The sequence below is a fragment of the Asticcacaulis sp. genome (assembly GCF_047605585.1).
Classification (GTDB): domain Bacteria; phylum Pseudomonadota; class Alphaproteobacteria; order Caulobacterales; family Caulobacteraceae; genus Asticcacaulis.
In genome coordinates this window covers 118,231-130,227 of the sequence record NZ_JASGFK010000003.1, presented here as the reverse complement: position 1 = coordinate 130,227, position 11,997 = coordinate 118,231, and the positions used below count along the sequence as shown (strand labels likewise).

Sequence of the window (11,997 nt, the reverse complement as noted above, 5' to 3'; positions counted from 1 at the left end):
TTTGCTGCAGGGCAAAAATACGCAATGAACAAGACAAAAGACGCCCAGTCTCTGGATGAAATCGATCGCAAGATCCTGCGCCTGCTGCGCGAAGACGCGCACCTGACCACGCAGGAGCTGGCCGACAAGGTGGGTTTGTCACAGACGCCCTGCTGGTCGCGCGTCAAGCGGCTGGAGGAATCGGGCGTGATCGCCGGCTATGTCGCCCTGCTCAGTCCGGAAAAGATCGGCCGGCCGCTGTCGGTCATTGTCGAGGTCAATCTCGACCAGCACGACGACGAGAAGATCGAGACCTTTTCCCGCCACCTGGCGCAATTGCCGGAAGTGACCGACGCCTATCTGACCACCGGCGAATATGACTATGTGATCATTGCTGCTGTGGAAGATACCGAGGATTATGAAGGCTTCCTGCGCAAGCGCCTGCTGAAGTTCCCCGGCATCCGCCACGCCCGCTCGACCTTCTGCCTGCGCCGTCTGAAGCGCGATCCGTCGCCGAGCCTGTGACACATGCGACAAGAGAACGCGCAGCCTCATCTTCCCTGAAAAGGCGATCTGCGGTAAGGTGCTGACGCCCGCAAACCGGGCTCATCGCACCAGCAGAAGGCGCCGTTCCATGATCGTTCGTACCGGATTTCTGATTACCGCCAGTTTCATCGCCACCCTTGCCCTGACCGCCTGCGCCACGGATTCGCCTCAGGCTTCGGTGGAGACCAGCACACCCACCGCCGGCGCCGAGCCACCCAAGACCCTGGTCGGCACCTGGCAACTGGTACAGTTCCAGCCGAACGACGCCGATGCGCCCCCTGTGAAACCGGACGCACCCGACAAGTATGAACTGACCTTCCTCAGCAAAGGCCGCGCCGCCATGAAGGTGGATTGCAACCGTGCCACCGCTATCTGGGAGATGACACCGACCGACGGCACCCACGGCCACCTGACCTTCGGACCTCTGGCCATGACGCGCATGGCCTGCCTGACGCCCGGTCTCGATACCAAATGGGAACTCAACGCCAATTCCGTGGCGGATTATAGTGTAGACGGCGATACCCTGTCGCTCGGTCTCGAAGGCGGCAAGGGCGTCTACACCTGGTCGCGTAAGAAAGATTAGGGTCACGCAAGAAAGATTAGGCTCCCACCGGAAGGACTACCCCTTCGCCACCGTCTCCAGGGCCAGGGCGTGGAGCGGGCCGCTCAGCAGGTCCGCCAGCGCCTTGTTGACCAGCTGATGCTGGCGCACGCGCGGCAGGCCATTGAACGCTTCGGATACGATGCGCGCCTTGTAGTGATCGCCATCACCGGCCAGGTCTGTGATAATCACTTCCGCATCCGGAAAGGCCGCTTCGATACGGGCCTGAAGATCGCTTTGCGCTATGGCCATAAGAGCCTCCTGTCATTTGTCAGGAGGCTCTTATCGGTTTTGCGCACGGCTGGATAGGCCTGTGACAGATTTGCATCTAACTTATTGCAGCGCACATAAAGCCCACGGAAGCGCTTGACGAATATCAGGCGGCGGGTCAGGTTTGCCCGGCTCAAGGCTGAGCACATATCGGCGCGGTCGTATCAATGACGATATAACCGCCCACAGTATCAGGACAACGACGTCTCAAGGCCACCGTCTCACGGTCGGCTCTGGGGCGTTTTTTTATGGCCGAAAAAGGGAAGTCGAAGTGAAAAATGTAGCAACATAGCTACTGTGTAGCGCCACGAACACAGAATTTATTTAAACAAATCAAATACCTTTTAAAGCCCACTCGACGACTTGACCTAACTCACAAAAGCTCTGCCCTTACGACCTCACGTTGTCCTTTATACGAAACGCGCAATTAACCTAATCCGTTTACCCTCCTCCCTCTCTTCTAAAGGAGTAATCATGCGTACCTCTGCCCGCCGGACACACCGGACCCTCATCATCTCCGCCGCCAGCCTGATGGCCCTGAGCCTGGCCGTGCCCGCCATGGCCAAACCGGCCAAGCCTCTGACCCAGGCCGATATCCATGAAATGATCATGGCCGAAGCCCAGAAGCTGGTCGCCCTGCAAAAGGCGGACAACGACGCTTCGGAAGCCCAGAAGCAGGCCCAGATCGATGCCCTCCAGGCCCAGGTGCGCAGCCTGGCGGACCAGTTGCAGACCCTGCAGACCCAGTCGCAAGCGCAATCCCAAACACTGGCTGCCGTCACTGCGCCCAAGCCGGCCCCGGCCGCGCCGGCAGCCCCTGCGGTCGCCGCCACGCTCAAGAACGGCTCGCCCGCCCTTGCCTCCAGCGACGGCGCCTTTACCTTCAACGTCAAGGGCCTGTTCCAGGCCGACGCCGCGAGCTACAGCCAGGACAAGGACCTCGCTGCCGCCGTCAGCGCGCGCGATCTGAACAGCGGCACTAATATCCGCCGCGCCCGCGTCATCTTCAACGGCAAGATGTTCAGCGATTTCGACTATAACCTGACCTTCGACTTCGGCGGCGCCGGCGCCGAGGATGTCGGCCGTGTCCACGAAGCGTGGATTCAGTATTCCGGCTTCAAGTCGGCCAAGTTCCGTGTCGGTGAGTTCGGCCCGAATGTCGGCCTGGCCGATGCCGGCTCGCAGGGCGCCTCGCCCTTCCTGGAGCGCCCCGCCTCGGCCGAAATCGCCCGCAACTTCGCCGGCGGCGACACCCGCATGGGCGTGACGGCCTTCAACGCCAAGGACCGCTATCTGTGGGCCGTGGCCATCACCGGCAACACCGTCTCCTCGCTCAATACGGCGGCCTCCGGCTTCAATACGGTCAATAACGACGAGCAGCTGGGCGTCACCGCCCGTATCGCCGGCACGCCGATCAAGGGCCAGAATTCGCTGGTCCATGTGGGTCTGAACTATTCCGCCATCATCAATCCGGCCGATACCGGCGCTTCCGCGACCACCCGCTATCCGGTGCAGTTGCGTGATCGTCCGGAACTGCGCGTCGATGGCACCCGCCTGATCGATACCGGCGCCATCAATGCCGATTCCGCCGCCGCCACTGGCGTCGAATTCGGCGCCCAGTACAAGAACCTCTTCCTGCAAAGCGAAGCCTTCGATTATCGCATCCAGCGCCTGAACGCCGCCACCGGCGTCACCAATCCGAAGTTTACGGGCTGGTATGTGGAAGGCGGCTGGGTGCTGACCGGCGAAAGCCGCAAGTACAACACCCAGACGGCGGCCTTCGACGGCGTGACCCCGGCGCATAATTTCGACCCGAAGTCCGGCCACTGGGGTGCCTTCGAACTGGTGGCGCGCTACTCGACCCTCGACCTGGACTATCACACTGACGCAACGCTGACGGCGGATCGGGTGCTCGGCGGCCAACAGGATATCACCGCGCTGGGCCTCGACTGGCAGCTGACCCCCACGGTCCGCTTCATCTTCCAGGGCCAGAGCGTGGAAGTGAACCGCGTCAATGCCGCCGGCGACCAGATCGGCCAGGACTACACCACCTTCGCGGTCCGCAGCCAGTTCGGCTTCTGATATAAGGCCTGCCCAAAAGACTTGCCTAAAAGACTTGCCAAGGCCCGGTGTTCAGCTGATCATCGGGCCTTGAAGTACCGCGTACATGTTCTTCCCCCCAATCCAAAGAGAACCGCGATGACCTCAAAGCTCACGTTCCATAAGCGCGCCTTCCTGCTGGCGGCCCTGTGCCTGTCTGTTGTTGCAGTCCCCGCCTTCGCCGGCGATGTCCAGGTGGCCATAGCCGCCAATTTCACCGAACCAGCCAAGGAGATCGCCGCTGCGTTTGAAAAGAAAACCGGCAATCATGTCGTCATGAGCTTCGGCCCTTCCGGCGGCTTCTACAGCCAGATCCAGCAGGGGGCGCCGTTCGAGGTCTTCCTCAGCGCCGACGCTGAGCGCCCGACCAAACTCGAAGCCGAAAACCTCGGCGTCAAAGGGACACGCTTTGTCTATGCCTACGGCACCCTGGCCCTGTGGAGCGCCACGCCCGGCCTCGTCGATGGCAAGGGAGAGGTCCTCAAAAAAGGTAACTTCCAGCATATCGCCATCGCCGATCCGGCCGCGGCGCCCTATGGCCTGGCGGCGGTCGAAACCATGAAAAAACTCGGCCTCTATGACGCCCTGTCGCCGAAAATCGTCAAGGGCAGTTCCATTGCCCAGGCCTATGGCTTTATCGACAGCGGTTCGGCCGAACTGGGCTTCGTCGCCCTGTCGCAGATCTACAAGCTGAACAAGGGCTCACGCTGGATCGTGCCCGCCGCCGACTATACGCCGATCGACCAGCAGGCCATACTGCTGACGCCCGGCGCCAATGATCCGGCGGCGAAAGCCTATATCGCCTTCCTCAAAAGCCCCGAAGCGGTTAAGATCATCAAATCCTACGGCTACGAGGTAAAATAAGGCCATGATCGACCATATGGGCGTCAAGGTTTCCAACCGGGAGAAAAGCAAGGCCTTCTACACGGCGGCCTTCGCGCCTCTGGGCTTCGGCATCGTCATGGACGGTCCCTGGGGCACCGGCTATGGCATCGGCAAGCCCGATTTCTGGATCGGGGACGGCCAGCCGGCCGATCATATCCACATCGCCTTCAAGGCCGAAAACCGGAGCGTCGTAGACGCCTTCTACAAGGCTGCCATGGCGGCCGGCGGCCGCGACAACGGTCCACCGGGCATTTGCGAACACTATCACCCCAACTATTACGGTGCCTTTGTGCTCGATCCCGACGGGCACAATATCGAAGCCGTTTGCCATAAACCCGAATGACCGAGTTATGGGGGGCCATCCACGTGACCGTCAGCCTGGCGGCGGTCACCACGCTCTGCCTGCTGGTCATCGCCACGCCGATCGGCTGGTGGCTCTCACGCCGGCGGAATTTCATCAAGGATGTCATCACCGCCATCGTGGCCCTGCCGATTGTCCTGCCGCCGACCGTGCTCGGCTTCTACCTGCTGGTCGCCATGGGACCGAAAAGCCCGCTGATGGACCTGCTGCATCCTTTCGGCATCCGCACGCTGAACTTCTCATTCGCAGGCCTGGTGATTGGCTCGATCGTCTATTCCCTGCCCTTCGCCGTCCAGCCGATCCGCAATGCCTTTGAAGCCCTGGGTCAGCGGCCGTTCGATGTCGCCGCGACCTTAAGAGCCACACCATTCGATACCTTCTTTTCGGTCGCCCTGCCGATGGCGCGCAAGGGCTTCCTGACGGCTGCCCTGCTGGTCTTCGCCCACACGGTTGGCGAATTCGGTGTGGTGCTGATGATTGGCGGCGCCATTCCCGGCAAGACGGAGGTCGTCTCCATCCGCATCTGGCAAATGGTCGAGCAACTCGACTGGCCGAATGCGCATCGACTGGCGGGCGGCCTGATGGTCTTTGCCTTTATCGTCCTGCTCTTGCTGCTTTTGATCGACCGCCGCTGGAGCCAGAGACATGATTGACGTGTCACTCAAAGGCTCTGCCGGCGCCTTTATGCTCGATGCAGTCTTCAGTGTGCCGGCGCAGGGCGTCACCGCCATCTGGGGGCCGTCCGGCTCCGGCAAAACCACGCTTTTGCGCGCCGTCGCCGGACTGACGCGACTTGAAGGTCATGTTCGCATCGGCAACGATGTCTGGCAGGAGGGCCTCCGTTTCGTGCCGGTCCACAAGCGCCGCGTCGGCTATGTCTTTCAGGAGGCCTCGCTGCTGCCGCATCTCAGCGTGCGCGGCAATCTTGACTTTTCCCGGAAGCGCAACGGTGGCCATACAGTCGATGATCGCCTGATCGAGCGCCTGAACCTGACGGCCCTGCTGCCGCGTTCGGTCCACAAACTCTCCGGTGGCGAGCGCCAGCGGGTGGCCCTGGCCCGCACCCTGATGAGCGCGCCGGAAATCCTGCTGATGGACGAGCCGCTGTCCAGCCTCGATGGCGAGGCCAAGGCCGAGATCGTACCGATGATCGCCGCCCTCGCGCGCGATATCGGCCTGCCGATCCTCTATGTCAGTCACGATGCCTATGAGGTCGAGCGCCTGGCCGACCGAATCCTGCGCCTGAATAAAGGCCGGATCATCGACGCCCCGGAAGCCACCTTCGATACCAGTCTCGACGCTTTAAGCGAAGCGCAGGTCCGCGCCCTGGCGGCAGCCGCGCTAAAAGCAGGCATCAGGGTTTAGGCGCCACCCGCCAGATACGGTCGCCGGCATCGTCCGAGACATAGAGCGCCCCATCCGGCCCCACCGCGACACCGACCGGACGGCCGGAGACACGTTGGTCATCGAGAATGAAACCCGTCAGGAAATCCTCGTATTCGCCCATGGGTTTACCGCCGGACAGCCGAACCATGACCACCTTCGATCCGGTGCGCGCCGAGCGGTTCCACGAGCCATGCAGGGCAATGAAGGTCACGCCATTATAAGCCGCCGGAAAGGCCGAGGCCGCGCCCGCCGGCGCCTGATAGAAGGCAAAACCCAGAGGCGCGGAGTGCGATACGAACAGGGTATCGGGTACACTGACCCTGCCCTTCAGGTCCGGACGGATACCGGCCTGGCGCGGGTCTTCGTGGTCGCCAAGATAGTACCATGGCCAGCCGAAGAACTGGCCTTCGCTGACGCGTGTGAAATAGTCCGGTACGAGATTGTCGCCGAGGGCGTCGCGTTCATTGGTGGTACAGTAGAGGTCGTCGCTGCCCGGTCGCATGACCAGGCCGACGCAATTGCGGATGCCGGTGGCGACGATATGGCGTTCGGAGCCGTCAATGCGGAAGCGCAGCACCAGGGCGCGGCCCGCCTCACTGCCCCAGCTTTCGCCCAGCGCATGGCCCGCTACGAAACCCTGCGGCGGCCTGCCGATCCCTTCGGCGACATTGCTGGCCGAGCCGACGCTGACATACATGTACTGACCATCGCGCGAGAACACGATATCGCGTGTCGAATGCCCGCCTGTGGTCGAAAGCCGGGCCACTACAGTCTCCTTCGCGCCACCGGCCAGGGGGATGCGCACCACCGAACCGACATTGGCGACATAGGCGTAGCCGTTGAGGAAGGCGATACCGAACGGCTGGTCCAGTCCTTCCGCGAAGGTCTGCCGCTGCGTATCCAGCTTGCCGCCGTGATTACGGAAGACGCTGATGCGGCCACGGCTCGATTCCACGACATAGAGATCGCCATTGGGCGCCGTGCGCAGGTTGCGCGGACCATCCACACCCTGCGAAAACGACGAGACGACAAACCCGGCAGGGACTTTCGGCAGGAAGTCCGCCGCAGGCCTCACGAACTGCGCGCCATTACCGGCCGACTGGGTGGCGAAGGGCTTCGGCAGGCCCGCCACAGTAACCTTATGGACCACGCCGGGCGCATCCTTGCGCCAGTCCAGGCTATCGGCCGAGGCATTATCGCCCTTCATCGAGGGCTTGATGGTGGTCTTGCCCTTCAGACTTGTGAGATAGGCGATAAGATTGCGGCGCTCGGTCGGATCGGGGACATTGACCGGCATTTTCGAACCCGGCATGGCGGTCTGCGGATCGGCCAGAAAGGCATCGAGACTGGACTCGTTCCACTTTTCCCCGCGCGCATGCGCCGTCTTCAAGGCGCTCGAATAGTCGAAGCCCACAGCGCCACCGATGGTCCGGCCCACCACGCCGAACAGGGGCGGCCCCTGCAGGCGTGCCATGGCCGGGCTGGCGTCATGGCACAGGGCGCAGTTGGCGGTGAAGACCGCCTTGCCGGCAGCGATCTGCTCCGGCGATGCCGCCTTCGAGCAGGCAGACATGCCGGACAGGATCATTACCCCCAGTAAGGCGCCACTCAGATACCGAGCAAGGGAGCGGGATCGGGACAGATGCGTTTCCATTGTTCACGTTCGCTTTTCTTGAAGACGCCCGGAAAATCGCCGGACTTGCCCATGAGATCGAGAATGACCTGGACGTGCAGGTGGGGTGGCCAGTCGCCATTGACCGCCGCCGCGCCGAGGGTGGCGATCCGTGCGCCCGCCGCCACCGGCTGGCCGATAGAAAGGCCTTCCAGGCTCTCGCGGCTGAGGTGACCATAAAGGGTATAAAAAGTCAGTTGTGAGGTCACGGCGTGTTCGAGGATAATCGTCGGGCCATAATCCTTCGGGTTGGCATTGTCCTGGAAACTGTGGACGACACCGGCCAGAGGCGCAAAGACCGGCGCGCCGGCGGCCTCGAACAGGTCGATGGCGAGGTGGACGGTGCGCGCCTCGCCACCCGCCGGCGCCTCAAATACCGGACCGGAATAGATGGCGCGTTCCTCGTCATAACCGCCGACCAGCAGACCTTTCGCCAGCACGGCATCGCCCGGCAGGTCGTCTTTCAGGCCAAGCGCAAGCGCACCTTTGGCATCAAGACGGATGGGCGCAAAGCGCGTATGCAGGCCACGCATGATCTCGGCGCGGGGCGGCGCCGTCTTCAGCCAGTCAATATAGAGGTCGTGGGTCATGCTACCGACCGTAACCCAGACTTGCCCGTCCGGCAATCAGGGGGTAGGAAGCGCAGATGAGCGTAACGAAAACATATGATGGCGATGAGCCGGTACGGGTCAACAAGTGGCTGGCCCAGAGCGGGGTGTGCTCGCGGCGCGAGGCCGACAGCCTGATCGCTGACGGACTGGTGAAGATCGAGGGCGTGACCGTCATCTCCGCCGGCCACAAGATCGAACCCGGCCAGACCCTGACGCTCGGCCAGGGCGGCGCGGCGGCACTCGATGCCCGCATGACCATCCTCTATCACAAGCCGATCGGCATCGTGTCCGGCCAGCCGGAGCCGGGCGAAACCCCGGCGGTGCGCATGATCCGGCGTGCTAATGTCTTCGGACCGGCGGACGTCTATCCGGATCAGAACAGCAAGCTGGCCCCAGTCGGGCGGCTCGATAAGGATTCGCGCGGCCTGCTGATCCTTTCGGAAGATGGCGTGCTGGCCAAGGCGATCATCGGTCCGGAAAGCGACCTGGAAAAGGAATACCGAGTTGTGGTGCGCGGGCCGATCTTCGAGGAAAAGCTGAAGTGGCTGCGCCACGGCCTGGAACTCGACGGCCGCAAGCTCAAGCCTGCCAAGGTCATCCAGACCGGCGACCAGGCCCTGACCTTCATCCTCAAGGAAGGCCGCAACCGCCAGATCCGCCGCATGTGCGACATGTGCGAACTGCGCGTCGTCGATCTCTACCGCGTCCGTATCGGGACCTTGAGCATCGGCAACCTGCCCGAAGGCCAGTGGCGCTTCATCACGCCGGAAGAACGCACCGCCCTGATCAGGAGCTGACATAACGAAAGGTCACCGACAGCCGGCGTTGGCGCGGTTGGACCAGCCCGCCGATCTTGTCAGTCTTGCGGCCGGTAATGCCGTGCATCCACTTTTCCCGCGCCTCGCCCTGCATGACCAGCAGGCTGCGCGGGTATAGATACTGGGTGCGCGCGGCATGGCCCAGCCGGGTGAAGTCCATCATGATCGGCGAGCCGAGGCTGATAATGGCCACCGTGCGAATTCGCTCCGTGTCACGGTCCTTATGCGCGCCAATCCCTTGCCCGGGATGATATTCATTGACCAGGGCCCGCGTCGGCACACCGGCGAACAGGCCATCGGCATACAGCCTCTCCGCCAGCCAGCGAAGCCAGTCCGGCATGGGCTGCGGCCGGTATTCCTCAGGCGCGCCATATGCGGTGTCGTCCGGCGCCCAGCCATACCATTGCCGCCGCCGCAACAGCTCCATCGACCACGGCTGCCGGTCGATGGCAGCGATCAGGCCGGCTTCTTCCGCTCGCGTGATATAGTCATCCCGGTAGCTCAGGCCGGACAGCAATGGCGCATCGAACAGGCTGAGGGCAAACATTCCGAATTCCAAAAAGAACAAATAGAGAACATTTTTAACATAAAAGAGTCAAGCCCGTTAACGCATCTCCGCCCATTCAGCTGTAGATTGCAGGAAACAGAAAGGACCGGCCATGAAACCCGTCTGCCTCCTCCTCGCCGCCTTCGTCTGCCTGACCGGCTGCGACAGCCCCAAGACCACCGCCCTGGAAAAACAGCTGACCGATGTCCAGGCGCAAAACACGGCGCTCCAGGCCCGCGTGACACAGCTCGAAGCCCGGATGCAGGCCGTGGAGGCCAGCCTGCCGGAAGACGACACCGCCGCCTCCAACTGAGCAATATAGCCAGCCTGCGCGATTGGTAGAGCCATTATCGCTTTACAGCCGACCAATTAGCCGCGACACAGACCACATACTTACGAGAGAGAGTCATGTGTGAACTGCTGGCGATGAGCGCCAATGTCCCCACCGATGTGCGTTTCAGCTTCGCCGCCCTGTCACAACGCGGCGGCGCCACCGGCGCCCACACCGACGGCTGGGGCATCAGCTTTTATGAACAGAAGGGCTGCCGCAGCATCCACGACCCCAATCCGAGTGCCCATTCGGAACTGGCGCGTTTCATCAAGTCCTACCCGATCAAGAGCCTGATCGTCATAGCCCATGTGCGCAAGGCCAACCGCGGCAAGGTAGCGCTGGAAAACACCCATCCGTTCAGCCGAGAACTGTGGGGCAGCGCCTGGAGCTTTGCTCACAATGGTCAGCTGAAGGGCATCAAGAAACGGTCCCTCACCTTTTACGCGCCGATCGGCACCACCGACAGCGAACACGCCTTCTGCTGGCTCCTCGATCGCCTGCGCACCATGTATCCGAAGCGCCCGTCCGACCGGGCCCTGGCCCGCGCCATTGCCGAACTCTTTGCCGAACTGCGCGGACTGGGGGTTTTCAACGCCCTGCTGAGCGATGGCCGCGCGCTCTACGCCAGTTGCTCGACCAAGCTGTGCTATGTCGAGCGGCGCGCCCCCTTCGGCCAGGCCAGCCTGATCGACGAGGATCTGGAGGTCGATTTCGCCCAGGAGACCACACCGGACGACCGTGTCACCATACTGGCCTCGACGCCGCTGACGCGCAACGAAACCTGGACCCATGTGCCGCCACACACCACACTGGTAGCGCGGGATGGAACCATTGTGAAAACAGCCTAAATTACAAATGCCGCCCGCGCGATGAGCAGCCCCCCTCTGGTCTGTGGTTCAGCGTGTTATCGAAACTTGAATGCCATCAAGGATATCAGGCGAGCCTCAGGGCCGCTGCGCCCCCCACAATCAGGCAGGCCGCAACGATCCGGGCGCGATCTACACGTTCTTTCAGGACAACTGCTGAAATAACCATGCCGAACAGAATCGAGGTTTCACGCAGTGCTGAAATCACGGCAATGGGCGCCACGGTCATTGCCCACAGGGCGATGCCATAGGAGGTAATCGTGCCCACCCCACCGATCAGGCCAAACCACCAGTTGCCTGTCATGTATTGGCGAAAGGCCTGCCGCCGGCGGACCGAGACCCAGATCAGCAAGGGGATGCCGGAGAGGCAGAAAATCCAAAGCGTATAGGCCAAGGGGTGTCCCGACCGCCTGACGCCCATACCATCGACCAGGGTATAGGCCGCGATAACCAGAGCATTGAAAAACGCCAGGCGCACGCCTTGTCCCGCTGTGGACCGCCCTGCCCAGGCGAGGCTGAGAATACCGAAGCAAAGGACTGCGATACCGAGCCAGGCGATCAGCGGCAACGTCTCTTTCAGGACAATCGAGCCGATCAGAGCGACGAGCAAAGGCGCCGTTCCCCGCATCAGAGGATAGGTCTGACTCATATCCGCGACATGATAGATACGCGCAACGAGTAAATAATAGCCGACCTGCAGGACGGTGGATGCCACAATGAAAGGCCAGCTGGCCATCGCCGGCAAGGGCTGAAATGGTATCAGAAGCATAGCCAGCATGGCCGCTGTTGAGGTCACCAGGATCGTGCTGAACAGCTTGTGACCACCGTTTTTGACTACAGCGTTCCAGGTGGCGTGAAGCGCCGCTGCCAACAGCACGAAGCAAAAAGTTTCCAAGGCCATGATCGGGCGGTTCTGGCATTTATCCGCACATCTGTCACGCGCGAATGGTGCCCATTTTTCTTTCCCACCGAGTTGTCAGTCCGTCGTTTGCGCCGCCATGACCAGCTTCGTCACCCTCAGGTG

General features: G+C 62.0%; 15 protein-coding genes. 10 read left to right on the top strand and 5 right to left on the bottom strand.

Annotated features, from left to right (window positions below; all coding sequences use genetic code 11):
* Window positions 1-24 precede the first annotated feature (24 nt).
* Both QM647_RS09800 and QM647_RS09795 read left to right on the top strand, forming a co-directional pair.
* Complete coding sequence (locus QM647_RS09800; protein WP_414995332.1) at window positions 25-504, top strand: Lrp/AsnC family transcriptional regulator; 480 nt, start codon at window positions 25-27, stop codon at window positions 502-504.
* Window positions 505-613: 109 nt separating this feature from the next.
* On the top strand, window positions 614-1,108 hold the full coding sequence (locus QM647_RS09795; protein ID WP_414995331.1) for an META domain-containing protein: 495 nt from the start codon (window positions 614-616) through the stop codon (window positions 1,106-1,108).
* 36 nt (window positions 1,109-1,144) lie between these two features.
* Here QM647_RS09795 and QM647_RS09790 read toward each other — a convergent pair whose 3' ends face one another.
* Window positions 1,145-1,378: a BolA/IbaG family iron-sulfur metabolism protein gene (locus QM647_RS09790; RefSeq protein WP_414995330.1), complete on the bottom strand. Its 234-nt coding sequence runs from the start codon at window positions 1,376-1,378 to the stop codon at window positions 1,145-1,147.
* A 492-nt stretch (window positions 1,379-1,870) separates the two neighbouring features.
* Here QM647_RS09790 and QM647_RS09785 point away from each other — a divergent pair, with 492 nt between their 5' ends.
* The 5 genes from QM647_RS09785 (at window position 1,871) to QM647_RS09765 (ending at window position 6,107) form a co-directional block, all read left to right on the top strand.
* Window positions 1,871-3,478: an OprO/OprP family phosphate-selective porin gene (locus QM647_RS09785; protein ID WP_414995329.1), complete on the top strand. Its 1,608-nt coding sequence runs from the start codon at window positions 1,871-1,873 to the stop codon at window positions 3,476-3,478.
* A 117-nt stretch (window positions 3,479-3,595) separates the two neighbouring features.
* Window positions 3,596-4,360, top strand: a complete 765-nt coding sequence (gene modA, locus QM647_RS09780) for a molybdate ABC transporter substrate-binding protein (protein ID WP_414995328.1) — start codon at window positions 3,596-3,598, stop codon at window positions 4,358-4,360.
* Window positions 4,361-4,364: 4 nt separating this feature from the next.
* A complete protein-coding gene (locus QM647_RS09775; RefSeq protein ID WP_414995327.1) occupies window positions 4,365-4,724 on the top strand; it encodes a VOC family protein in 360 nt (119 codons plus the stop codon).
* A complete protein-coding gene (gene modB, locus QM647_RS09770) occupies window positions 4,721-5,395 on the top strand; it encodes a molybdate ABC transporter permease subunit (RefSeq protein ID WP_414995326.1) in 675 nt (224 codons plus the stop codon). Before QM647_RS09775 ends, modB begins: the two co-directional genes overlap by 4 nt.
* Complete coding sequence (locus tag QM647_RS09765; RefSeq protein WP_414995325.1) at window positions 5,388-6,107, top strand: ATP-binding cassette domain-containing protein; 720 nt, start codon at window positions 5,388-5,390, stop codon at window positions 6,105-6,107. Before modB ends, QM647_RS09765 begins: the two co-directional genes overlap by 8 nt.
* Here QM647_RS09765 and QM647_RS09760 read toward each other — a convergent pair.
* Both QM647_RS09760 and QM647_RS09755 read right to left on the bottom strand, forming a co-directional pair.
* Window positions 6,097-7,716 (bottom strand): PQQ-dependent sugar dehydrogenase, encoded by a 1,620-nt coding sequence (locus QM647_RS09760; RefSeq protein ID WP_414995324.1) that lies wholly within the window; start codon window positions 7,714-7,716, stop codon window positions 6,097-6,099. The genes QM647_RS09765 and QM647_RS09760 overlap by 11 nt on opposite strands.
* Window positions 7,717-7,736: 20 nt before the next feature.
* A complete protein-coding gene (locus QM647_RS09755; RefSeq protein ID WP_414995323.1) occupies window positions 7,737-8,390 on the bottom strand; it encodes a peptidoglycan DD-metalloendopeptidase family protein in 654 nt (217 codons plus the stop codon).
* Window positions 8,391-8,446: 56 nt separating this feature from the next.
* Between QM647_RS09755 and QM647_RS09750 the strand changes: the two genes are divergently transcribed.
* Window positions 8,447-9,208, top strand: a complete 762-nt coding sequence (locus tag QM647_RS09750; protein WP_414995322.1) for a pseudouridine synthase — start codon at window positions 8,447-8,449, stop codon at window positions 9,206-9,208.
* Here QM647_RS09750 and QM647_RS09745 read toward each other — a convergent pair.
* Window positions 9,198-9,776, bottom strand: a complete 579-nt coding sequence (locus QM647_RS09745) for an alpha-ketoglutarate-dependent dioxygenase AlkB (protein ID WP_414995321.1) — start codon at window positions 9,774-9,776, stop codon at window positions 9,198-9,200. The genes QM647_RS09750 and QM647_RS09745 overlap by 11 nt on opposite strands.
* A 112-nt stretch (window positions 9,777-9,888) precedes the next feature.
* On the opposite strand from QM647_RS09745, the gene QM647_RS09740 reads away from it, so the two are divergent.
* Both QM647_RS09740 and QM647_RS09735 read left to right on the top strand, forming a co-directional pair.
* Window positions 9,889-10,089, top strand: coding sequence for a hypothetical protein (locus QM647_RS09740; RefSeq protein WP_414995320.1), 201 nt, complete (start codon window positions 9,889-9,891; stop codon window positions 10,087-10,089).
* 95 nt (window positions 10,090-10,184) lie between these two features.
* Window positions 10,185-10,955: a class II glutamine amidotransferase gene (locus QM647_RS09735; protein ID WP_414995319.1), complete on the top strand. Its 771-nt coding sequence runs from the start codon at window positions 10,185-10,187 to the stop codon at window positions 10,953-10,955.
* Window positions 10,956-11,040: 85 nt separating this feature from the next.
* On the opposite strand, the gene QM647_RS09730 is transcribed toward QM647_RS09735, so the two are convergent.
* Window positions 11,041-11,874 carry an EamA family transporter gene (locus QM647_RS09730; RefSeq protein WP_414995318.1) on the bottom strand — a complete coding sequence of 278 codons (834 nt, stop codon included), beginning with the start codon at window positions 11,872-11,874 and terminating at the stop codon, window positions 11,041-11,043.
* Between the last annotated feature and the right edge of the window lie 123 nt (window positions 11,875-11,997).